The following is a 21,436-nucleotide window of genomic DNA, read 5'->3' on the forward strand; positions in this document are numbered from 1 at the left end:
TCAGCGGCCCCAGCCCGGCGGAACACCGTGGCGCGAAATGGCATCCACGATCTCGCGCTGGCGTCGGTCGGAGCGCTTCATGTGCACGGCGATCACCGCATGGGCGGAGGGCACCGCGAAAAACAGCGGGAAGATCAGGCCGAGCAGGATGCACGGCACGATCAGCACCAGATTGACGATCGCCGACAGCGGCTGCGCGTTGAGCAGCAGGCCAAGCGGCGGAAGCAAGGCGGCGACGATGTAAATCATGGGCGTGCGGCACTCCTGCGAACCAAGAGTCCATATGGGAATGCTCCCGCGCCCTTCAAGATTTAGGGATGCGCTCCGGCCAACAAATGCTTGACCGCTTCCGACAGCGGCCAGCCTAGGACGCGAGCCTTGGCATGGTGTCCTCGCGGCGGGCGGCGATCCAGACGCCGGCGCCGTCCACGATGCCCGGCCCCACCGAAAATCCCGCTTTGGCCAGCAGGCCGCGCAGGGCCGGCAGGGCGCCGCGCCCTGCCGAGCGGGCTACGTGCACCAGCACCCACCCGCCCCGGCGCACGAAGCTGCGGTTCCGCTCGATGGCGGCGGCGAAATCCTCCTCGGCTGGAAGATGGTCGATGATCAAAGCATCGGCGGCGCCGTGAGCGACCTTGTCGAGGTTGCGGGGGGCACAGCCAACATTGGTGAAACCCGAGCGCCACAGGGCGAGCGCGAGGTTGAGGCCCTCCCGCCCAAGCACGACAACGTGATCACAGGGCCTCAGATGGGCGAAAGCGGCGATTTCCTCGATCGACCATGTGGGCGTGCTCGCAGATATCGCGTGGGATGGGTCGGCCGTCGGCGCTGTGGCGGACCGGAGCGAAAGTCCCTCGCACTGCGATTGATGCCGCCCGGCGGGACTGAACGGCTCCGGTTCGATTTCAGGGTCGTCTTGGCGATGCCGCACGGCGGCAGAAATGGCCAGGGGCATTGAGCCCTCCTTCATTGACGCCAGCGCAGGGCGAACCTGGCGCTGCGGAAGACAGGATGCAACGGCCCCAATAAGGGCTCCATCCGGAAGGCGGTGCTTTGGCATAAAGCGGGAATAAGCGGGCTGGAACCTCGCCGTACGCGGCTTTGCGCGCATCGGCGAACCGCGACGGCAAGCCATGGCGGGATGGAAAAAGATGGTTTAAGAGGGCAGTCCAAGCGGAGCAAGATTGCCTGCGCCCATGCTTTCCCGCCAGATTCCCCGCGAAATCCTGATCCCTCTGATCGTCGCCTGCGCGCTGTTCATGGAACAGGTGGATTCGACCGTCATCTCCACCTCGCTGCCGGCCATCGCCGCCTCGCTCGGGGAGGACCCGGTCGCGCTGAAGCTGGCCCTGACCTCCTATCTCCTGAGTCTCGCGGTGTTCATTCCCGCCAGCGGCTGGGCCGCCGACCGCTATGGCGCGCGCACCGTATTTCGGGCTGCCATCGTTATCTTCACCATCGGCTCGATCCTCTGCGGCATGTCCACCAGCCTGTCGGACTTCGTGCTTTATCGCATCATCCAGGGCATGGGCGGGGCGATGATGGTGCCGGTGGGTCGGCTCGTGATCCTGCGCAGCATCCCGAAGGCGCAATTGGTGTCCGCGCTGGCGTGGCTCACCGTTCCCGCGTTGATGGGGCCGGTGCTGGGGCCGCCGCTGGGCGGGTTCATCACCACCTATTTCGACTGGCGGCTGATCTTCTACATCAATGTTCCCATTGGGATTTTGGGCATCGTGCTGGCGACCCGCTTCATCGAAAACGTGCGCGAGGAGGATGTGCCGCCGCTCGACCTGCACGGCCTCGTGCTCTCCGGGATCGGGCTTTCTGGACTTGTGTTCGGATTCGCCGTGATGGGACAGGAGCTTGTGCCGCTTTGGGTGGCCGGGAGCGTGACCGCGATCGGTGCCGTGGCGCTCGCTCTTTACGTGCGCCATGCGCACGCCACGCCGCATGCGGTGCTGGATCTCAACCTGCTGCGATTGCCGACATTTCGTGCCGGTGTGATTGGCGCATCGCTGTTCCGCATCGGCATCGGCGCGCTGCCCTTCCTGCTGCCGTTGATGCTGCAGCTCACCTTCGGCCTGTCGCCGTTCGCCTCCGGCCTGATGACGTTCGCCTCTTCGGCCGGTGCGCTCATCATGAAGACCACCGCGGCCCCCATCATCCGCCGCTTCGGATTTCGCCGCGTCCTTGTGGTGAACAGTCTGATTTCCGCAGCTTTCATCGCTTCTAACGCGTTGTTCACGCCGAGTACGCCGACGTTCGTCATCATGTCCGTGCTCCTGATCGGCGGCTTCTTCCGCTCGCTCGAATTCACCGCGCTGAACGCCATCGCCTATGCCGACGTGGAGCCCTCCTCCATGAGCCGCGCGACCTCCTTTGCCAGCGTCGGGCAGCAGGTGTCGATCTCGCTCGGGGTGGCCGTTGCCGGCCTGATCCTGGAGGTGATGCGCGATCTCCGGGGCGAGACCAATCTGGTGTTGGCGGATTTCACGCCGGCCTTCCTGATCGTCGCCCTGATCAGCGCCACCTCGGTCATCAGCTTCCTTCGCTTGCCCAAGGATGCCGGCGCGGAGATGGCGGGCCGCAAGGTCTCGCCGGTGGAGAAGGACAGCCTGCCGGATCCGCGCGAAGAGGTGCAGCCCAACCCCTGATCGGCCGCACCCACCGCCCGCAATCGCGCATACGATGTCTGCCAAAGATGCCACGGCCCCTATTGCGCGGGGACCCATCGCGGGTTTAGGCCGAAGACCGAACGGCGGTTCGCCCGCCCTCAGGGAGGCTCAAGAACAAGCATGTCTCAATCCGTCATGATCCTGTCCGGCGTGCGCACCGCCATCGGCACCTTCGGCGGCGCGCTCGCGTCGGTTCCTCCCACCGTCCTCGGCAGCCTCGTGGCGCGCGAGGCGCTGAAGCGGGCGGAAGTCGAGGGGGCGGAGGTCGGCACGGTCGTGTTCGGCCATGTCATCATCACCGAGCCGCGCGATGCCTATCTCAGCCGGGTCGCGGCCATGGAGGGTGGCATCCCCAAGGAGGTGCCGGCCATGAACGTGAACCGCCTCTGTGGGAGCGGGGCCCAGGCGGTGGTTTCGGCGGCACAGGCGATTCTGCTCGGCGATTGTGAGGTTGCACTTGCCGGCGGCGCGGAATGCATGAGCCGCTCGCCCCATCTCTTGTCCAGCTCGCGCTTTGGCCAGCGCATGGGCGACATGGCCGCGACCGACCTCATGATCGGCGTGCTCACCGACCCGTTCGGCCACGGCGGCATGGGCATCACCGGCGAGAATGTCGCGGAGAAATGGAACATCAGCCGCGCGGCTCAGGACGAACTGGCGCTCACCAGCCAGCAGCGCGCCCGCGCGGCCATCGAGGCGGGGCGTTTCCGCGACCAGATCCTGCCGGTAACGGTCACGGTCGGGCGCAAGGAAACGGTGTTTGACACCGACGAGCATCCCAAGGCAACCACCGCCGAGATCCTCGCCAGCTTGCGCCCGGCCTTCAAGAAAGGCGGTAGCGTGACTGCCGGCAATTCCTCCGGCATCAATGATGGCGCGGCGGGCCTGGTGCTGATGGCGGAAGAGCGCGTCGCACGCTCCGGTCAGACGCCGCTGGCGCGCATTGTCGGCTATGCCCATGCGGGCGTCGAGCCGGGCGAGATGGGCATCGGCCCGGTGCCTGCGGTGCGCAGATTGTGCGAACGCACGGGCCTGAAGGTTTCAGACTTCGACGTGATCGAATCCAACGAGGCGTTCGCCGCCCAGGCCTGCGCGGTGGCGCAGGAATTGGAGTTTGACCCGGCGAAACTCAACCCCAATGGCGGGGCGATCGCGCTCGGCCATCCCGTCGGCGCCTCCGGTGCGATCCTGGTGGTGAAGGCCTTGAGCGAACTCCAGCGCACCGGCGGCCGCTATGGGCTGATCACCATGTGCATCGGCGGCGGGCAGGGCATCGCATTGGCCATCGAGCGGGTGTGAGCGGGAGCGGTGCTTTAAGTTCAGATGGCCCGGCGCGTCACGTCCCGAACTTTCAAGAGATGTGGCGCGCGATCAAGGCATCGACCTCGGCGCGCTCTTCTGCCTGCAGGGCGCTGGGGCGGGTACAATAGGTGGCGATGAGCGCCTGCCGCAGCAGAGCCGCGTGCAGGTGGAGATTTGCATCGTGCCCGCCGGCGCGGATGGCGGCGCAGAGCATGGCGGGGAAGGGAGCGTTGCCGGCCGAAAGAGCGGCGACCTCGGCCTGCTCCGCGGCGGGCGCGGTTTCCAACTCGCGGGCGGCGATGGCACAGGCATTCGCCACCATGGCGGCCTGATAGCGCTGGTCGCCGGAGAGATGGGGCGCAATGTCGTCCTGCAAGGTCTTGCGCGCGATGGCGAGCAGGTCCGCGCCGAAGGTCTGACGGGGTGTGCGATGGTCGGTCATCGACATTTCTCCCAAGTCGCGGGTGCGGTGGCTTTCAGGATCGCGCGTTCCAATTCGTCGGCGATCCGCCCCGTGAGCGCGAGTTCGAGCGAGCTTTCCTGTCCGCTGGCGTGCCGCGCGCCTTGCTGAAGGGCGATGATGGCCCAGCGGACGTGCGCCATGACCTCGAAATAGCGCACGCGGGCATCGTCCACCGCGCGGCCGCTTTCGGCCGCGTAGCCGGCATAGAGGTCGGCACGCGCGCCCATGCCGCCGGCTTCCAGATCCGGCCGGCCGAAGCGCCAGCATTCCGCGCAGAACCAGCCAAGGTCGGCCATGGGGTCGCCCCAGGCGGCGAATTCCCAGTCCAGAACGGCTGTCAGTCCAGACGCATCGAGCATGTAATTGCCGGTGCGAAAATCGCGATGGATGAGGCAGATATCACCTGGTGGGGGCGCGGTGACCTCGCCCCAGCGCAACCCCCATTCCAGCGCCGGGCGCGGCTCGCCCAGCGCATCGAGCGCGGCACGCAGGTCGGCGATGTCGGTGCGGGCGAAATCGTCCGGTGGTGCGGGCAGGAAGGCGAGGGCAGCATGGGGCGGGCGCACGCGGTGCAGCTTCGCCATCTCCGCGCCGAGCCGGCGCAGCAGAGCCGCCCGATCGCCGCCGAGCGCGGTGTCCTTCACCACGCGCGGGCCGAGCGCGACGCCTTCCACCCGCGCCATCAGGGCGAAGGGCGTGCCCAGCAGGGAGGCATCGGCGCAGGCGAGGATGGGGCGAGGGACGGTGACGCCCGCCGCGTGCGCGACCTTGATGATCTCGAATTCCGCCACCCGCCCATGGCTGGACCCCACCACGCTCGGCGCATCCTTGCGCAGCACATAGGAGCGCTCGCCGGCTTCCGGGCCGCCCTCGATGGTGAGGTCGAGCCGCCAGTTCTGCTGGATGGCGCCGCCCTTCAGCAGTTGCGCGGCGCGCGGCACCACGGCGCGGGCACCGAGTTCGCGCGCAAGAAAAGCGGCGAGGGCGTCGAGGGGCAGGCCCTCATCGGGCGCCCCGTCATTTGCCATGGGGGGAGCCCCAGCGCCAGAAATCCTGTCCTTCCTTGGCGTAGAAGCCCGCCAGCACCATGTCGTGCACCTCGCTCGCCCCATCCACCAGCTTGGCCTGGCGGGCATAGCGATAGATCCATTCCAGCGGCGTGTCCTTGGAATAGCCCTTGGCGCCGCAGAGCTGGAGCGCCGTGTCGGCGCACAAATGCAGGGTTTCGGCCACGTGGTTCTTGGCCATGGAGACTTCCTTGCGGGCCTTGTCGCCGGCATCCAGCAGCCACGCCGCCTTCATCACCAGCAGGCGGCCCACCTCGATCGCCGATGCAGCCTTGCCGAGCTTGATCTGCACGCTCTCGCGGTCGGCGAGGCGGATGCCGAAGCCGGTGCGCTCGCTGGCATAGGCATGGCCGATCTCCAGGGCACGTTTCGAGAGCCCGAGCCAGCGCATGCAATGGGTGAGACGCGCGGGGCCTAGGCGGATCTGCGTGACGCGCAGCCCGTCGCCTTCCTTCATGAGGACATGCTCGGCCGGGATCTCAAGCCCGTCGAAAATCAGCTCGCAATGGCCGCCGTGCTCCTCCGGCCCCATGATCTCGATGCGCCGTTCGATGCGCCAGCCGGTCGCCTTGGCATCGAACAGGAAGGCCGTGAGGCCGGTGCGGGGATCGTCCGACGTGCGGGCCATGACGATGAAGCGGCCCGCGGCCTCCGCCCCCGTGATGAACCATTTGCGGCCGGTGATCACATAGCGGTCGCCCCGCTTTTCCGCGCGCGTCAGCATCATGCCGGGGTCGGAGCCGCTGCCGGGATTGGGCTCGGTCATGGCGAAGGCGGAACGCATCTCGCCCGCCACCACGGGCTTCAGCCACCACGCCTGCTGCTCCGGCGTCGCGACCTTGGCCATCAGCATCATGTTGCCGTCGTCGGGGGCGGCGGCGTTGAAGCAGGCGGGGCCGAAGATGGAGCGGTTCGCCTCTTCATACATGGCGGCCTGCCCCACCATGCCGATGCCCATCCCGCCCAGCGCCTGTGGCGTCTGCGGCGCCCACAGCCCTTCGGCGCGGGCTTTTGCGCGCACCCGTTCGAGCACCGGCTCGGCGATGTTGTCATGGGCGTCGTAATTCGCCCGGTCGGCCTCCAGCGGCAGGATGTGATCGGCCACGAAGGTGCGCGTGCGGGCGCGGACGGCTTCGATATGCGGGGGGAGGGTGAAGTCCATCGGAGCCCCTGAGGAGAATTAGAGGGAGGAAACGAGATGGCCGCCGTCCACCGGCAGGACCACGCCGGTGAGGGTCGGCGCGGCGTCTCCCGCGAGCAGCAGCAAAGGCGCGTCAAGGTCCGTGAGGCGGGAGAGCCGGCGCTGGGGGATGCGCTTGATCAGCGCTTGGCCGGCCGGGGAGGCGAAGAAATCCGCGTTCAGCTCGGTTTCCAGATAGCCGGGTGCGAGCGCATTGACGCGGATGTTATAGCGCGCCCACTCCAATGCCAGAGCGTGGGTCATCTGTGCGAGGCCGGCCTTGGCGATGGCGTAGGGCGTCACGTTTCCCGCCACCCGCAGCGCCAGGATGGAGGCGATATTGACGATGCTGCCACCGCCTCCTTCCTTCATGGCGCGGGCGGCGCCCTGGGCGACGAAGAAAGCTCCGCGAAGATTGGTGTCCACCACCCTGTCGAAGGCATCCGGGGTGAGGTCGAGGGCGGGCGTGGTGTCGGCGACTCCGGCATTGTTGATGAGAATGTCGAGCCGCCCTAGCCTTTCCTTCACCGCCTCGAAGAACGGAGCGATGGCGGCATCGTCGGTGACGTCGAGCGCGAGCGGGTCGATGCTCCAGCCTTTCGCCCGTGCCTCCTCGGCGAGCGCCGCCAACCGGTCGGTGCGCCGCGCGGCGGCGATCACCCGCGCGCCGGCGCCGGCAAGCAAGCGGGCAAAATGCTCCCCCAGGCCCGATGAGGCACCGGTGACGACGATGCCCTTGCCGGCGACATGGTGCGCCAGATCCATAGCCTCAACTCCGCGTCATTCGTCCAGACTCAGTGCTGCATGCTCCAGCGGCGCACAGTGTAGCGCTCGCGGGTCTGGAAAATGACCCTTGAAGATGAACGGATCACCCGAAGGCTGGCAGATCCAGCGCCTTGACCGCGCCCCCTCGGGTGAAGCCTCAGCGGCCGAGCTTCGCCAGGGCCTCGGCCGCGAGCGTGCGGGTGAGTTCGCCCGCCGGGAGGCGCGCCGCGAGACGGGCGGACTGGCCCGCCCACAGAGGCGTGAAGTCGTCGCTTCCCTGCGCTTCGGCATGGGCGCGCAGCGGAGCGAGGGCGCCTCCCGCGAGCGGGAAGGCCGGCGCATCCTGAGAAAGCGGTCCGACTTCCCGCATCACCCGGTTGAGGATGCCGCGTGCGGGACGGCCGGTGAACAGATTGGTCAATGCGGTGCTGTCTTCTCCGGCTGATTCCAGGGCCGTGCGGTGCAGGGCAGGGGTCTTCGCCTCGGGGCTGAACAGAAAGGCGGTGCCGATCTGCACCGCCGATGCCCCGAGCGCCAAGGCGGCCACGATGCCGCGCGCGTCGGCAATGCCACCGGCCGCGATCACCGGCACGGAAACCGCGTCGACCACCTGCGGCACCAAGGCGAAAGTCCCAGTCTGGCGCGACAGGTCGTGGGAGAGGAAGTGGCCGCGATGGCCGCCGGCTTCCAGCCCCATGGCGATGATCGCATCGCATCCGTGTGCCTCCAGCCAGACCGCCTCGGCGACACTGGTCGCGGAAGAGATGACCTTCGTTCCAGTGGCCTTCACCCGATCCAGCAAGGGCGCGTCGGGGAGGCCGAAATGGAAGCTGACGACCCTGGGCCGCTCGGCCTCCACGATGGCGCAGAACGCGTCGTCGAATGGCGCGCGCGCCCCAGCAGCCACCGGCGCTTCCGGGTCGAGCCCACGCTCCACATAATAAGGCGCGAGGCGGGTGCGCCAGCGCAGCGCGCGCACGGGGTCTGCCTGCGGGGCGACGTGGCAGAAGAAGTTCAGGTTCACGGCCCGCCCCGCGAGCGCCGGCCGCATGGTGTTCAGCGCGGCGCGCAAGTGTTCAGGCGTGAGCAGGGCGCAGGGCAGGCTCGCGAGGCCGCCGGCAGTGCCCACGGCGATCGCCAGCTCCGGCGAGCCGGGGCCGGCCATGGGCGCCAGGAGGATCGGAACCTCGATGCCGAACAGGTCGAGGATGCGGCGGTCGGGCCATTGGGTCATGTCGGACACCACAGGAGTTGACGAAACATTCTCTAAATGAGAACATTATTTCTAAATCATTCTCATAATCTGATCAAGCAGGGGCCGCCGGTGGATTTCACGACGCTTGAGATATTCGCGTCCGTGGCGGAATTGGGCAGTGTCACCCGGGCTGCGGAGCGCCTGGGGCGTGCGCCCTCGAACGTCACGACCCGGCTGCAACAGCTTGAGGAGCATCTCGGCGCGGCGCTTTTCCTGCGCGATGGCAAGCGCATGGCGCTGACGGCCGAGGGGCGGACCTATCTTGAGTTCGCCCACCACATTCTATCGCTGGGCGCGGAGGCAAGGGCCGCGTTGACGCCGGAGATTCCGACCGGCCGCCTCGTCATCGGCGCGATGGAGAGTACGGCGGCGAGCCGGCTTCCCGCGCCGCTGGCGGCGTTTCATCAGCGATGGCCGCAAGTGGATCTCGACCTGCGGACCGGCACGAGCCGGGCGCTGGTGGAGGGCGTGCTCGCGCATCGGATCGATTGTGCCTTCGTGGCGCGCCTCCCGGGGGAGAGTGGTCACGATCCCTGCGCCGTGCCCGGGCTGGACGCCACGACCGCGTTTTCAGAAGAACTGATTCTCGTCCTGCCGCAGGACCATCCTGCGGTGCGGACGGCGGACGACTTGCAGGTGAGCCGGTTGGCGGCCCTGGAGGAGGGGTGCAGTTATCGCCGCTTTGTCGAAATCTGGCTGGCGCGTTCCGGCACGCGGCAACACGTGGCACGCAATCTGGAGTTGCGGTCCTACCATGCGATCATCGCCTGCGTCGCCGCGGGCGGGTGCTTCGCCGTGGTGCCGCGCTCAGTGATCGATCTTCAGGGTGCGGGGGCGAACGTGACCCTGCACCCCCTGGCGGCGGTGGACACTCTGTTCATTCGCCGCCGCGGCTTCCGCTCAGCAGCTTGCGATGCCTTTCTCGCGGCGGTGCTGGATCGCGCAGCCTAAACCGGTGCAGGCGGCGCGCTGCGCGCGCGCCGCTGACGTGGGCCTCACAGGTCGCCGAATGCCGAACGGCCCTCGGCGATGCCGAACCGGAGAAAGTGCAGCAGCGGGTCCATGCCGGCTTCCTTCACGTCGACATAGGCGGTGAGATAGTCGCTGGTGTCGAAATGGCTGGAGGGATCGCGGCCTTCCTTCCATCCAAAATCGAGATAATGCTGAAGCGGATCGACGCCCGCCGCCGCCACGTCCGGATTGGCGGCGAGATAATAGCTGATGTCGAAAAACGCGTCGGGGTCTCGGCCCTCTGCCTTGCCGTAGGTGAGAAAGTGGGTCAACGCATCCATGCCGGAAAGCGCCACGTCCGGATTGGCCAATTTGTAGAAGGTCGGGTCGAACGCCCCCGCGAGATGGGCACTGTCGACCACGGGCAAGGCCTTGCGGCCTTCCGCCTCGCCGAACTCGAGATAGTGCCGCAGCGGGTCCATGCCGGAAGCGGCGACGTCGGGATTGAGCTTGAGGTAGAGGCTGGCATCGAACTTCGCCGAGGGATCGTCGCCGTTCTTCCAGCCGACCTGGTCGTAATAATCGAGCGGGTCGATGCCCGCGGATCGCACATCGGCATGGTTCGCGAGATAGCTCGTCGTGCTGAACCAGGCATTGGGGTCCCGGCCTTCGCGCCAGCCGAAATTGGCGTAGTGGGCATCTGCGTCCACATCCGCTGCGAACACGTCGGGATTGGAGAGGGCGTAGAAGATTTCGGTGACCAGCGCGTTGGTGCCCAGCGTAAGGGCGCCGTCAGCGAATTCCAGAGTGGAGATGCCAGAGGTGGTGTCGTGACTCGCGCTACCTTCGATTACGACTGAATTTCCATGCTGAAGCTGCGTATAATCAGCAAGCGTCTTCAGTAATTCGAGGGTATCGGTCCCGCCGCCGCCGATGATCTGATTGTCACCCCGACCGGATAGGAAGATGTTATCACCTGCGTCGCCGACGATATTGTCGTTGCCGTCCCCGGTGATCACGGTGCCGATCCGCGTCTGCCCGTCGATGGTGGTCGCCACCCCGGCGATGGTTGCGGCGTGGTTCGCGAGGTCCACAATCGTATCGCCCGTCACCGCCGCGGCATTGATGGCGTGCACGCCCGCGTCGCCGCGCAGGACGGCGCGGGCGGGGTCGGAGGCGCCGAGTCGCGCGTAGTCGTCCGTATAGATGAAGGTCTGGCCCGACGAGGGTCTGTCGCCCAGCAGCGTGAGCGAGCTCACAAAGCTCAGGTCCGGGTTTGTGGCGGCGTTCGAGACGGTCAGGGTCCAGATGCCGTTCGTGCTGAGTTCTCCCCAATCGTGCACCGTATCGAAGGTGAAGGTGGGGGTGAGCCCGGGAATCGACGTGCCCGCGTTCAGGAACGTGCTGCTGGCATGCCCGTCCGGGCCGGTCAGCGTTACCGTCACCCCGCTGAAGCTGCTGCCGCCGGGCGGCGTGATGGTGAGGGACAAAGTGGCGTGCTGGACGCGGATGACGTCGGTGAAGCTCACGGAAAACGTGCCCGTTTCGCCGGCCTTCACGGTCGATTCGAAATCGAAGGGATCGTCGCCGTTGGGCGGGAAGGTTTGCGTGGCCTGCACCAGCGTGTCGTACGTGCTCTGCTTGTGCCACGTCTCGGCAAGCCGCACCGCCGCCAGAGCGTCGAGCTCGCCGAAACCGAGATCGTTGCTGTAGAGATGGCCCCCTCCGTTCCAATCGGTGGCCGCATTGGCCGTCCAGGTGGCAACCGATGCTGGGGTCCTGGCGCTATAGGCGAGAATCTCCTGGACGTCGCGATAGCCGAGCTCGGGATTGGCTTCGAGCATCAGCGCGACGACGCCGGCTGCGATCGGGGTCGCTGCGGACGTGCCGTTGAAACCGCGGCTGCCGGCGGTGCCCAAGGTGTCGGTGTAATCGCCATTGGGCGTCTTGTTGAAGCCCGCCGATCCGGTGAGGTCCGTGGTGACGATGCTCGGCACATCCTTTGCGCCGCCGATGCGCGCCTGGCCGCTCGCGGGGGCGGCAAACAGGATGGAGGCGCCGGGGGTCGAATAGCTTGAGACGGTGCCGTCCACGTTGGCACCCGCGACGGTGATCGCATAAGGCGAGCTGGAGGAAGGAAAGAAATTTGTGTCGTAGTGGTTCTCGCGCTCGTTGCCGCCGGCGAAAAGGGCGACCGTGCCGAGGCCGTCGCGGCCGAGTTGAACGAGATTGACAAGCGTCGCCTCGAACGCCGCCCGATCGGCAACCGTGAAGGAGAGGGGCGAACCGGGAGAGCCCCAGCTGTTGCTGCTCACGTCCACGCCGTCCAGCAGCATGCGTGCGGAAGCTCGCATGAAGCTGGTGGTCAGATCCGCTGCGGCATAGCCGATTCCCTTGGCATCGAAGGCGACGCCCACGCCGCCGACGCCGTTCTCGGCGGCCAGGATCAGCCCCATGGTCGCGGTGCCGTGCTCGCCGAACGAAGGGCCTGGCGGGACAGTCCGGTAGTTGTAGGATTTGTCGGCGAGATAATTCGGGGCGAGATCGGGATGCGTGGCCTGGAAGCCATCGTCGAGCACGCCGACGATAACACCCGCACCGGTATAGTCGTCCCACACGCCGGTGACGTTGATATCATTGCGATAGGCGGCAGGGTCCTGCGGCAGGCCATAAATCGCCTGTCCGGTGTTCCGCAGATGCCATTGCTGGGCAAACAGTGGATCCCCGGGAATATATTGCCTCGTCATCCTATGGCCCCCGCCCGTTCTTGATGATCACCCTCACTGCCCCTGCCTGGACGCCGGATGCAGTCCGGAGTCCATTGCAAGGGAAACTCACCTAGCTACCTACCCGATTGACATTTCGGACGCCAGCGCAGCGCGCGGGTGACCGGGTTGGGAGGCTCCGCCCTTCGCGTACCGCAGCCAGAGAAAACAGGCTGATTCGGCAAGCCTCCCGGGCGGTGGTGCTGCGCGCGGGCGCCTGGGGAGGGCGGCTGTGACAATGAATGAGCCGCCGATCTATGGGCCATGCTCAGTTTCAGGCCCACAGGCGGATTTAACCCCCTGATTGCTGCGCCGAAGCTGGGTCGCAGCCATGGCAGCCGCCGCTATCATACATACACATGATGGCAGGCCTCACGCGTGAGATGGTACAAACCAGCGCAATAGACTGCGACACCACATGCAACAGCAACGGCATAAGGATGCAGGTGACAAGAAAAGGCGACGCACGGCCGGTGGATTTACTGATGGGCATCATGGCCCTGTCGACCTGTGTTCCTTTCAGGGCGTTCTAAGAGACTGTTTTAAAATACGCCTCTCCCCCTGGGGGAGAGATCCACCGCGCAGCGCGCGGGTGAGGGGGATCCGTGTGGGTGCGTAAGGCACCGAGAGGAGCAAAACCCTGGAAGTCTTCCCTTTCCGCCCTCTCCCATTCCCGACCTCTCCCCCACGGGGAGAGGTCGACCGCGCAGCGGGCGGGTGAGGGGGCGTCGATCGGCGCTTTTCGGAGCGTCGTGGCCGGGCGTGTCCCGATCAACTATGCGGCGGGACAAGGACCATATTCATATGTTGCATCAAGCGGTCCGGCCTGGATCGCAGGCACAAGGCCGGGCAAGACGATAAGGGATCGCGCAGCCCCCTTTTTGAATTTCCAAACAGGCTCCAACTCGCATATTCAAAGGGATGAGTGAATGTCCGACATTCCCAAGAATCCGTCGCCTTATAAGATCGTGAGTAAACAACTTACAACTTGCAATGTGAGCGGTGGAGGGAAGTCAATTCGAATTGAGTTTGAGGCGGAAGCTGGCGGGCCGGTGTCAGTCGAGATTCCATTCAGTCAAGCCGAGTCACTTATCATGACGTTACCTCATGTTCTGTCCGCTGGGCTGAAGATGCAGACCGGCGACGCCCAGGCGCGCTACGTTTTTCCAATGGGGTCGTGGTCTTTGGAGTCAGCAAAGAACAATTACCGAATTCTCTCGGTGAGAACGTCGGATGGCTTCGAAGTTGCGTTTGCGATGTCAGTTGAAGCCTACATGGCATTGGGATCTGCGCTGACGGGAACCGCAGAAACCGGGCCTCAGGATGCGGTTTTAGGCAGGTCAGCACTGAATTAGCCACCTGCGACGTCGTCGCGATACAACCCGGATCTGGAGCGCTTCATGGCCAAGCGCATGGGGGCAAAGCCCATCGAAGTGAAGTCCAGAGATCTTCCCCTGATCTTCCATTCCGACGAAATCTCAAAGCTCATCCTCTAAGCCGCAGCAAAAGCCGACTGGTCGATTGCCTCGGTTTGCGGCGAAATCCTTCAAAAAAGCGCGCTGCGTGAGCAGAGGCTTCCTGAAGACCTAGCAGAAACGGATGTTCACATGGCTTTCTCCGCTCAAGACGCCGAGGCCGCTGAGTTTACTCGACGGGTACGTGTCAATCAGCAGAAACTCTCCGATAATCTGAAATCCAGGTACGATTTTATCGTGTGCGGCTCCGGTTCTTCGGGTTCTGTCGTGGCGGGGCGACTGGCCGAAGATCCTGAGGTCAGCGTGTTGTTGATCGAGGCCGGAGGTTCTGATGACGTACCTAACGTGATGGAAGTCTCCCAGTGGCAGTCCAACCTTGGGAGTGAGCGCGATTGGGATTTTCGCGCGCGGCCCAATCCAAACCTGAACAATCGCATCCTTCGAATGTCGATGGGTAAGGTTCTTGGTGGCGGGTCCAGCATCAATGTGACGTATTGGGTGCATGGACACAAGAATGACTGGGATTTCTTCGCCTCGGAGGCCGGTGACGAAGCATGGAATTACGAATCTGTAATGAAAATATATCGTCGTATTGAAGACTGGCAGGGGAAACCAGATCCAAAATACAGGGGAACGGGAGGGCCCCTACATGTCGAACCCACAAGGTCCACCCCTCTTGCTCTTGCAGTGTCCGAGGGTGCGCGTTCAGTCGGCATTCCTTCGTTTGAAAACCTCAACGGCCGAATGATGGAGGGCGATGGCGGATGGTCCCAAGTTGAAGTGCGACAGCATCAGGGGAAGAGGTTCTCGGTATTCCGGTCATACACGTTTCCGTACATGGATCGACCGAATCTGACCGTCCTCACCCAGGCGCTGGTGACGCGTCTGGTGTTCGAGGGAAAGCGGGTGACCGGCGTCGAGATTTCTTACGACGGCAAGGTCCATCGTATCTCTGCCGGGCGTGAGGTTGTCCTGTCGATGGGCGCGATCAATACGCCGAAAGTGTTGATGCAGTCCGGCATTGGACATGAGGATGAGTTGCGGCGTCTCGGAATTCCGGTGGTGCAGCATCTTCCCGGAGTCGGGAAGAACTTTCAGGATCACTTTCTTCTCTTCGGTTGTGTATGGGAGCACGAGCCCAACGAAGCGGCCCCACGTGATGGAAGCTCCTGTATTCTGTGGAAGAGCGATCCTAAGCTCGATACACCGGATATGCAGTGTGTCCATCTGGAAGGGGCATATGCAAGTCCAGAATTGGAGAGCTTCAATGCTCCCAAGAACGCGTGGACGTTCGTTCCAGGCGTCATCCGGCCCAAGAGTCGAGGCAAACTGCACCTCACGGGACCAGATCCGCGCGACGCGGTGGAGATTGACGCCAATTACCTCGCAGATCCGGACGATCTGAAAGCTTTTCTGAGGAGCATCGAGCTTTGTCGTGAAATCGCCCATTCCTCCGCGTTGCGCCCTTTTGTGACACGTGAGGTGATCCCCGGTGACCTGAAGGGGCCTGATCTTGAAAAACTGGCTCGAAACAGCATTCACACCTACTGGCACCAGACTTGTACCGCCAAGATGGGGCGGGACGCCATGTCTGTGGTCGACAACACGCTTAGGGTGTACGGAATAGAAAATCTGCGGATTGCGGACGGGTCCATCATGCCCCGCGTAACGACCGGCAATACCATGGCCCCCTGCGTCGTGATCGGCGAGCGCGCGGCGCAGATGCTGAAGACCGCGCATCAAATGTAGCGAGAAACCGTCTCGGTGTGAGAGTGCTAAAGGGATGACCCAGGACGACCCGAGCGGGGTGCCCGGCAGCACCCTGGATGTCCGAAATGAGCGTTCCGGAAGGGGAACTTCCGATCACAAGGTCGTCACCGGTAGGCGCCTCGGGAGTGGCAGGTTGCCTCGCTGGCCGGTCTCGCTGGGATCGCCGGCATGGTCCTGGCCTGCGTTTCCGGAGAGGCCTCCGGCCTGCTGGCGGTCTTTGCGGCGGCCTGCGTTTGGAGGGACAGATGCCCGGCGGTGCTTTTGATCGGAATCTGTGGTCTCGCGCTCGGCATTTTCTTTCTCCTTCCTGATTTCGACCTTCCGCTCGACATCAGAGCTTATCTCCGATTGGCGGCCTTCCTGGCGGCGACGATCGCCATCGGCTTACTTGTGCGCGACAAAAAGCGGGAAACGCCACCGGGCGGGTACGGCCCGACGACCGGCAGCGACGGCCAAAAACGAACCGGAGAGGCCATGCGCAGCGGCGAACACCGGCTTCGCCTGCTCATCGACACCATTCCGGCCCTCGTTTGGTGCGCGACGCCCGATGGTGAGCCCTCCTATCTGAACAAGCGCATGGTCGATTATACCGGCAGGACGCTGGACGCCTCGGAAGGCGGAGGCCGGCCGTCCCTCACGCGGCAAGCTATTGTCCATCCGGACGAACTCGCCGAGTTGGAGCGACTTTGGTTTCACTCCATCCGGACCGGCGAACCCTTTCGCATGACGCATCGGCTTCGCCGGGCTGACGGTGTGTATCGCTGGGTCGATGCGCGGGCAGAACCGTTGCACGATGGCGATGGCCGGATCGTCCATTGGTACGGCGTGGAGGTCGATGTCGATGACCGCCAGCAGGCGGAAGAGGCCCTGCGCGACAGCGAGCGACAGTTCCGGCTCCTCATCGACGCCATTCCGGTGCTTGTCTGGTGCGCAACGCCCGATGGGGAGCCATCCTATTTCAACAAGCGCATGGTCGACTTTACGGGCATTACATTGGACAGCTTTCGACATCCGGAAGGCACCAGCCTCGGAGCCATTGCGAGGCGAGCCCTTGTCCATCCAGATGAACTTGCTGAACTGGAACGACTTTGGTTTCACTCCGTGCAAACCGAAGTCACACTGAGCGTAAGGCATCGGCTTCGCCGGGTGGATGGAGCGTACCGTTGGGTCGATGCCCGGGCTGAGCCCTTGCGCAACGATGAGGGTGCCGTCGTCCAATGGTATTGCGTATGTGTCGACATCGAAGATGAAACGCGGATGCAGGACGCGCTTCGCGCAACGCAGCACAAGCTCTCGCGCGCTGCGCAAGCCGCAAGCCTTGCGGAACTCTCCGCCTCGATTGCCCATGAAGTCAATCAACCGTTGGCCGCCGTGATCGCCAACAGTCATGCGTGCCAACGCTGGCTGTCCACCGAACCTCCCAACCTGCACCGTGCCCAGATCACGGCCGAACGGATCATTCGCGACGCGAACGGCGCAGCCGCAGTGGTCTGCAGAATTCGCGCGCTGTTCAAGCAGACGATCTCGACCCGAGTCTGCGTTGATGTGAATGAAGTGATCGCGGAAGTATGCAAACTGATCAAAGATGACGTCACGAGGAAAAAAATTAGAATTGAAACGGATCTGGAAGAGGATTTGCCTTTGATCTGGCTCGATCGCGTGCAGATTCAGCAGGTTCTTGTGAATCTCGCGCGGAATGGAATCGATGCGATGGAGGCAAGCGCGGGCGATGCAAAGGCGCTGGTGATCCGATCCCGACGGAAGGGGGGGAGCGAGGTGCTGGTTGAGGTTCGCGATTGCGGCTGCGGGATCGAGGACGCCGAGCGGATCTTCGAGCCCTTCTTCACCACGAAGGAAAGCGGCATGGGCATGGGCCTGGCGATCTGCCGTTCGATCATCGAGGCGCACGACGGTCGCCTATGGGCAACCAAGAACCAGCCCAGCGGAACAACGTTCGCGTTTACCCTTCTTGCGTATTCGGGTGAGCCGCAATGAATACCGAAGAGCCTATTGTATTCATCGTGGATGACGATCATCGGATACGCGAAGCACTTTGCGAACTCCTGATGTCTCTCGATTTGCGTGCGCTCGCGTTTGAATCCGCCACCCAGTATGTCGCCTTTCCAAGGCCCGATCAGCCCGCCTGCCTGGTTCTGGACGTGAAGCTTCCCGATATCAACGGCCTGGAGTTGCAGGAACAGATTGCCGATGGGGATCATCCGCCCATCGTCTTCATTACCGGACATGGCGACATTCCCTCTTCCGTGCGGGCGATCAAGGGCGGGGCCGTCGATTTTCTCGCAAAGCCGTTCAGCGAGGCGGAGTTGATCGAGGCGATTAACGCTGCGGTCGATCAGGATCGGGCCGCCCGTTTGGTGCGGCGGGAACTGGCCAAGCTGCACCAACGCCTCGCCTCCCTCACGCCCCGGGAGCGGGAAGTTCTGCCGTTGGTTGCCAGTGGCCTGCTCAACAAGCAAGCCGCCGCAGAACTGGGAATCAGTGAGGTGACGCTTCAGATCCACCGGGGCAGGATCATGCAGAAGATGGAAGCCACCTCGCTGGCCGATCTCGTCAGAATCGCCAAAAAACTTGACATACCCATCACCCATTCTCGGCATGCAGGAATGGTTGCGAAATGACCAGTCTGCCTCAGTCCAAAATCGCAATTGTTGACGACGATTTCCGAATTCGCGATTCGCTTGAGAATCTTTTGGAGTCGGCGGGATATTTGGTGTGCTCGTTTTCCTCGGCTCAGTCTCTGCTCGATGACAGGACTCTGCCCGAGATCGATTGCCTGATCGCCGACATCGGAATGCCGCTCATCAATGGCTTCGAACTGCAACGGCTGGTACGCGATGCACGTCCTGACTTGCCGATCATCTTCATGACCGCACTCCCCGAGGCCGCAACCCAGAAACGCGCGGCCGTCCAAGGCCATCAGGGCTTTTTTCGAAAGCCGTTCGATGGTCCAGCTTTGCTGGCTGCGGTCACGCGCTGCTGCGCGGCGGCCCGGCCGTGACCGAAAAGCAACCTTACGGCCTTTTCAACGGATTTATGCTTTCGTTGCGGAAGTAAAGCGTTTCTCTGATCACTATTGAGGTTGCAATTACGTCTATCATCTCATTGTATGATAGAGTCCACCGGAGGAATGCTCTAGCTGTTGCGGGCGTAAGTCCTCAGGACATCGCTTTTCGCACCACCACCTCGATACTCAAAGACCATCTTTTGGAAAAATGCAGGCTTTGCGTCTCACACCGCCGACCATCGGTAGGACGCTCGCGCGGATCGATCACCTTGTCCCGTGACCGACCGCACCCAAAGATCGGAGATGATTATGAGCGTAAGCGAGACTACGGCCGGTTCACTCTCTGGAAGCAGCCTTCAGCCGGCGCCGCGGGGGGGCGCGTCGAGAGCCGTGACACCCGATGCAATTCTTCAATTGGGTCTCGGCTTTTGGGGCTCGAAAGTATTGTTAAGTGCGGTCGAACTCGGTGTCTTCAGCGCCCTCGCAAGTGGACCGGCAGATTTTGAAGCCTTGCGGAGAAGATTAGGGCTTCATCCGCGGTCGGCGCGAGATTTCCTGGATGCGCTGGTCGCGTTGAACATGCTGGAATGCCAGGCCGGTGTTTATCGCAATACCGCCGAAACCGATCTGTTCCTCGACAGAGCTAAGCCATCCTACATCGGCGGCGTGCTCGAATTGGCCAATTCGCGATTGTATGGGTTCTGGGCGTCGCTGACCGAAGCATTGCGCACCGGTAAACCTCAGAACGAAGGCAAGACCGGCGGGGATTTCTTTGCAGCCATGTATGCAAATCCGCAGGTCTTGCGCGGGTTCCTGATTGCGATGAGCGGAATCAGCATGGGCGCGGCGCAGGCGATCGCCGCCAAATTCTCGTGGGATCGTTACAAGACGTTCGTGGATGTGGGCGCGGCGCAGGGCATGGTGCCGGTCACGCTGGCGCAGGCCCATCCTCATCTCCGCGGGATCGGTTTCGATCTCCCTCAGGTGCAGCCTGTCTTCGAAGAGCTCGTCGCCGACCTGGGGCTATCCTCGCGGATCCGATTCCAGGCCGGCAATTTCTTTGAGGACGAACTTCCCGGGGCAGAGGTCATCATCATGGGTCACATTCTGCATGATTGGGACCTTGCGGAAAAAAAGCTCCTGCTCGCCAAGGCATTCGCGGCACTTCCAAAGGGCGGTGCACTTATCGTCTACGATGCGATCATCGACGATGACCGCCGGGAAAATACCTTTGGCCTCTTGATGAGTGTGAACATGCTGATCGAGACCAAGGGAGGATTCGACTATACGGGCGCCGATTGCAGCGCCTGGATGCGCGAAGCAGGTTTTTCCGCGATCCGCATCGAGCCGCTCGTCGGCCCGGACAGTATGGTTATCGGCATCAAATAGGGCTGCCCGTTACCGTGTGGGCCACCTCCGGCGTGAGGCCGGCGGTGGAGTCCGAACCGGAGGCGTCGGGCATTTCCGCATGAGCTGTTGCCGATGCATCCGGGATCACGGCGTAAATGATGAAACCCGGCGGCAAGAGCGCGGGGGGACGGCGCGTCGGCAAGCGCCAGCAACAAGCCCCTGGCGGATGGCTGTCGCGCGGCGGCGCTTACAACATTTCGGGCCGAAACAGCGCGCGCCGGCTGATGATCTTGCCGGACACCATGAACACGCCGTCGCCGGTGTAGTGCAGCGTCTCGGGATGCTTCGGGGAGGCGGCGACATGGGCCTTCACCACCTCGAAGATGAAGAAATTGTAGCGCTCCACCAGCGCATCGTCGTGGATGCGGCATTCGAAGCTTGCATGGCATTCGCCGATCAGCGGCGCATCCACTTTGTCCGCCGCCTGCGCCGTGAGGCCGAAGGTGGCGAACTTGTCGATCTGCGCGCCGCAGGTGTTGCCGATGCCCACCACCGTGTTCGTTAGCGCGGTCGTCGGCAGGTTGATCACGCACGCGCCGCTGTCGCGGATCATCCGATGGCTGTGGTTGCCGGCCGAAATCATCAGGCCCACGAGCGAAGGCGAGAATTCCAGAACGGTGTGCCAGCCGAGCGTCATGATGTTGCTCTTGCCCTGCCAGTGCGACGACACCAGCACGATCGGCCCGGGCTCCAGATAGCGCCGCACCTCGCTGACGGGGAAATCGGTCTTTTCCGGATGCTTCGTCATCGGCCTGCCCTTCGACAGTTTCGCTCCCGGGCGACGATAGCCGTTCAAGGCGGCGGCATCACGGCCGGCACCGCGCGCCCAGCCACACGCCCGCGGCGCCTTCGATCGGCGCTAGATCAACGCCGCGAGCACCAGGAAGAAGGCGGTGTGGGCGATTGCGAATGCGAGGATTCCGACCGCGCTCAGCGTATCCGCCCCGGCGAAGCCCTGGCCCAGCGCGGGCAGGACGATGGCCGCGTTGACCAGCCAGACCAGCAGCGCGTAGAGGAGCCCCTTCTCGAGGGCCGATCCCGGCAGGAGCGGCTTGATCCAGAGATAGATCAGCGCCATCGCAAGGCCGACCGCGATCTTGAAGCCGTGCATGAAGAGCGCCCCGCCCGGATCGGGCAGATGCAGCGCGGTCCAGGCTCGATCCACGCCGAACCGGTGCAGTGCGGGGCCGGTCCACAGCTTCGTCAGGCGCTGGAAGCCGCCGCGTGCGGTGACGATGCCCAGCCGGTCGGCGAGGCCCAGCAGCAGAAAATTGACGCCGAGCCCGAGGGCGCCCGCGAACAGCGTCCGAAAATAGCTCATCATCATTCCCGG

Annotated in this window: 19 protein-coding genes and 1 pseudogene; 10 read left to right on the top strand and 10 right to left on the bottom strand. The window is 63.8% G+C overall.

Annotated elements, in window-relative coordinates; genetic code table 11:
* Complete coding sequence (locus V5F77_RS13275; protein ID WP_429005827.1) at positions 1 to 249, bottom strand: hypothetical protein; 249 nt, start codon at positions 247 to 249, stop codon at positions 1 to 3.
* A gap of 115 nt (positions 250 to 364) precedes the next feature.
* Entirely contained in the window at positions 365 to 955 is a 591-nt protein-coding gene (locus tag V5F77_RS13280; protein ID WP_429005828.1) for a hypothetical protein, read from the bottom strand.
* Between the two features lie 241 nt (positions 956 to 1,196).
* Here V5F77_RS13280 and V5F77_RS13285 point away from each other — a divergent pair, with 241 nt between their 5' ends.
* Both V5F77_RS13285 and bktB read left to right on the top strand, forming a co-directional pair.
* Positions 1,197 to 2,654 (top strand): MFS transporter, encoded by a 1,458-nt coding sequence (locus V5F77_RS13285; protein WP_429005829.1) that lies wholly within the window; start codon positions 1,197 to 1,199, stop codon positions 2,652 to 2,654.
* Positions 2,655 to 2,795: 141 nt separating this feature from the next.
* Complete coding sequence (gene bktB, locus V5F77_RS13290; RefSeq protein WP_429005830.1) at positions 2,796 to 3,974, top strand: beta-ketothiolase BktB; 1,179 nt, start codon at positions 2,796 to 2,798, stop codon at positions 3,972 to 3,974.
* A 52-nt stretch (positions 3,975 to 4,026) separates the two neighbouring features.
* Here bktB and V5F77_RS13295 read toward each other — a convergent pair whose 3' ends face one another.
* From V5F77_RS13295 to V5F77_RS13315, 5 genes are all read right to left on the bottom strand, one after another.
* Positions 4,027 to 4,419 carry a DUF6285 domain-containing protein gene (locus tag V5F77_RS13295; protein ID WP_429005831.1) on the bottom strand — a complete coding sequence of 131 codons (393 nt, stop codon included), beginning with the start codon at positions 4,417 to 4,419 and terminating at the stop codon, positions 4,027 to 4,029.
* Positions 4,416 to 5,468, bottom strand: coding sequence for a phosphotransferase family protein (locus tag V5F77_RS13300; RefSeq protein WP_429005832.1), 1,053 nt, complete (start codon positions 5,466 to 5,468; stop codon positions 4,416 to 4,418). The genes V5F77_RS13295 and V5F77_RS13300 overlap by 4 nt, the downstream gene beginning before the upstream one ends.
* Positions 5,458 to 6,669 carry an acyl-CoA dehydrogenase family protein gene (locus tag V5F77_RS13305; protein ID WP_429005833.1) on the bottom strand — a complete coding sequence of 404 codons (1,212 nt, stop codon included), beginning with the start codon at positions 6,667 to 6,669 and terminating at the stop codon, positions 5,458 to 5,460. Before V5F77_RS13305 ends, V5F77_RS13300 begins: the two co-directional genes overlap by 11 nt.
* Before the next feature lie 18 nt (positions 6,670 to 6,687).
* Positions 6,688 to 7,452 carry an SDR family NAD(P)-dependent oxidoreductase gene (locus tag V5F77_RS13310; RefSeq protein WP_429005834.1) on the bottom strand — a complete coding sequence of 255 codons (765 nt, stop codon included), beginning with the start codon at positions 7,450 to 7,452 and terminating at the stop codon, positions 6,688 to 6,690.
* A gap of 157 nt (positions 7,453 to 7,609) precedes the next feature.
* Positions 7,610 to 8,686, bottom strand: a complete 1,077-nt coding sequence (locus V5F77_RS13315) for an NAD(P)H-dependent flavin oxidoreductase (RefSeq protein WP_429005835.1) — start codon at positions 8,684 to 8,686, stop codon at positions 7,610 to 7,612.
* 90 nt (positions 8,687 to 8,776) lie between these two features.
* Between V5F77_RS13315 and V5F77_RS13320 the strand changes: the two genes are divergently transcribed.
* The gene (locus V5F77_RS13320; protein ID WP_429005836.1) at positions 8,777 to 9,658 is read left to right on the top strand and encodes a LysR family transcriptional regulator; all 882 of its coding nucleotides are present in this window, start codon (positions 8,777 to 8,779) and stop codon (positions 9,656 to 9,658) included.
* A 44-nt stretch (positions 9,659 to 9,702) separates the two neighbouring features.
* Here V5F77_RS13320 and V5F77_RS13325 read toward each other — a convergent pair whose 3' ends face one another.
* Positions 9,703 to 12,405: a S8 family serine peptidase gene (locus V5F77_RS13325; protein ID WP_429005837.1), complete on the bottom strand. Its 2,703-nt coding sequence runs from the start codon at positions 12,403 to 12,405 to the stop codon at positions 9,703 to 9,705.
* 947 nt (positions 12,406 to 13,352) lie between these two features.
* Here V5F77_RS13325 and V5F77_RS13330 point away from each other — a divergent pair.
* From V5F77_RS13330 to V5F77_RS13360, 7 genes and pseudogenes are all read left to right on the top strand, one after another.
* Positions 13,353 to 13,778: a hypothetical protein gene (locus V5F77_RS13330; RefSeq protein ID WP_429005838.1), complete on the top strand. Its 426-nt coding sequence runs from the start codon at positions 13,353 to 13,355 to the stop codon at positions 13,776 to 13,778.
* Between the two features lie 24 nt (positions 13,779 to 13,802).
* Positions 13,803 to 13,919, top strand: a pseudogene (locus V5F77_RS13335) (alpha/beta hydrolase); the annotation flags it as partial.
* Positions 13,920 to 14,030: 111 nt separating this feature from the next.
* Positions 14,031 to 15,647: a GMC family oxidoreductase gene (locus V5F77_RS13340; protein ID WP_429005839.1), complete on the top strand. Its 1,617-nt coding sequence runs from the start codon at positions 14,031 to 14,033 to the stop codon at positions 15,645 to 15,647.
* A 189-nt stretch (positions 15,648 to 15,836) separates the two neighbouring features.
* Positions 15,837 to 17,663, top strand: coding sequence for a PAS domain-containing sensor histidine kinase (locus V5F77_RS13345; protein WP_429005840.1), 1,827 nt, complete (start codon positions 15,837 to 15,839; stop codon positions 17,661 to 17,663).
* On the top strand, positions 17,660 to 18,307 hold the full coding sequence (locus V5F77_RS13350; protein ID WP_429005841.1) for a response regulator transcription factor: 648 nt from the start codon (positions 17,660 to 17,662) through the stop codon (positions 18,305 to 18,307). Before V5F77_RS13345 ends, V5F77_RS13350 begins: the two co-directional genes overlap by 4 nt.
* On the top strand, positions 18,304 to 18,687 hold the full coding sequence (locus V5F77_RS13355) for a response regulator transcription factor (protein ID WP_429005842.1): 384 nt from the start codon (positions 18,304 to 18,306) through the stop codon (positions 18,685 to 18,687). The genes V5F77_RS13350 and V5F77_RS13355 overlap by 4 nt, the downstream gene beginning before the upstream one ends.
* Positions 18,688 to 19,083: 396 nt before the next feature.
* Positions 19,084 to 20,082 carry a methyltransferase gene (locus V5F77_RS13360; protein ID WP_429005843.1) on the top strand — a complete coding sequence of 333 codons (999 nt, stop codon included), beginning with the start codon at positions 19,084 to 19,086 and terminating at the stop codon, positions 20,080 to 20,082.
* Between the two features lie 208 nt (positions 20,083 to 20,290).
* On the opposite strand, the gene V5F77_RS13365 is transcribed toward V5F77_RS13360, so the two are convergent.
* Together V5F77_RS13365 and V5F77_RS13370 are read right to left on the bottom strand one after the other, a co-directional pair.
* Positions 20,291 to 20,851 (bottom strand): flavin reductase family protein, encoded by a 561-nt coding sequence (locus tag V5F77_RS13365; RefSeq protein ID WP_429005844.1) that lies wholly within the window; start codon positions 20,849 to 20,851, stop codon positions 20,291 to 20,293.
* 111 nt (positions 20,852 to 20,962) lie between these two features.
* The gene (locus V5F77_RS13370) at positions 20,963 to 21,430 is read right to left on the bottom strand and encodes a hypothetical protein (protein WP_429005845.1); all 468 of its coding nucleotides are present in this window, start codon (positions 21,428 to 21,430) and stop codon (positions 20,963 to 20,965) included.
* Positions 21,431 to 21,436 lie beyond the last annotated feature (6 nt).

Source organism: Roseixanthobacter psychrophilus (assembly GCF_043195195.1).
Taxonomy (GTDB): Bacteria; Pseudomonadota; Alphaproteobacteria; order Rhizobiales; family Xanthobacteraceae; genus NCEH01.

What these genes read in the sequence shown, in the direction of transcription:
- V5F77_RS13275 (WP_429005827.1), bottom strand. Translation starts at nt 249, where the DNA reads ATGATTTACATCGTCGCCGCCTTGCTTCCGCCGCTTGGCCTGCTGCTC.
- V5F77_RS13280 (WP_429005828.1), bottom strand. Translation starts at nt 955, where the DNA reads ATGCCCCTGGCCATTTCTGCCGCCGTGCGGCATCGCCAAGACGACCCT.
- V5F77_RS13285 (WP_429005829.1), top strand. Translation starts at nt 1,197, where the DNA reads ATGCTTTCCCGCCAGATTCCCCGCGAAATCCTGATCCCTCTGATCGTC.
- bktB (WP_429005830.1), top strand. Translation starts at nt 2,796, where the DNA reads ATGTCTCAATCCGTCATGATCCTGTCCGGCGTGCGCACCGCCATCGGC.
- V5F77_RS13295 (WP_429005831.1), bottom strand. Translation starts at nt 4,419, where the DNA reads ATGACCGACCATCGCACACCCCGTCAGACCTTCGGCGCGGACCTGCTC.
- V5F77_RS13300 (WP_429005832.1), bottom strand. Translation starts at nt 5,468, where the DNA reads ATGGCAAATGACGGGGCGCCCGATGAGGGCCTGCCCCTCGACGCCCTC.
- V5F77_RS13305 (WP_429005833.1), bottom strand. Translation starts at nt 6,669, where the DNA reads ATGGACTTCACCCTCCCCCCGCATATCGAAGCCGTCCGCGCCCGCACG.
- V5F77_RS13310 (WP_429005834.1), bottom strand. Translation starts at nt 7,452, where the DNA reads ATGGATCTGGCGCACCATGTCGCCGGCAAGGGCATCGTCGTCACCGGT.
- V5F77_RS13315 (WP_429005835.1), bottom strand. Translation starts at nt 8,686, where the DNA reads ATGACCCAATGGCCCGACCGCCGCATCCTCGACCTGTTCGGCATCGAG.
- V5F77_RS13325 (WP_429005837.1), bottom strand. Translation starts at nt 12,405, where the DNA reads ATGACGAGGCAATATATTCCCGGGGATCCACTGTTTGCCCAGCAATGG.
- V5F77_RS13330 (WP_429005838.1), top strand. Translation starts at nt 13,353, where the DNA reads ATGTCCGACATTCCCAAGAATCCGTCGCCTTATAAGATCGTGAGTAAA.
- V5F77_RS13340 (WP_429005839.1), top strand. Translation starts at nt 14,031, where the DNA reads ATGGCTTTCTCCGCTCAAGACGCCGAGGCCGCTGAGTTTACTCGACGG.
- V5F77_RS13345 (WP_429005840.1), top strand. Translation starts at nt 15,837, where the DNA reads ATGGTCCTGGCCTGCGTTTCCGGAGAGGCCTCCGGCCTGCTGGCGGTC.
- V5F77_RS13350 (WP_429005841.1), top strand. Translation starts at nt 17,660, where the DNA reads ATGAATACCGAAGAGCCTATTGTATTCATCGTGGATGACGATCATCGG.
- V5F77_RS13355 (WP_429005842.1), top strand. Translation starts at nt 18,304, where the DNA reads ATGACCAGTCTGCCTCAGTCCAAAATCGCAATTGTTGACGACGATTTC.
- V5F77_RS13365 (WP_429005844.1), bottom strand. Translation starts at nt 20,851, where the DNA reads ATGACGAAGCATCCGGAAAAGACCGATTTCCCCGTCAGCGAGGTGCGG.
- V5F77_RS13370 (WP_429005845.1), bottom strand. Translation starts at nt 21,430, where the DNA reads ATGATGATGAGCTATTTTCGGACGCTGTTCGCGGGCGCCCTCGGGCTC.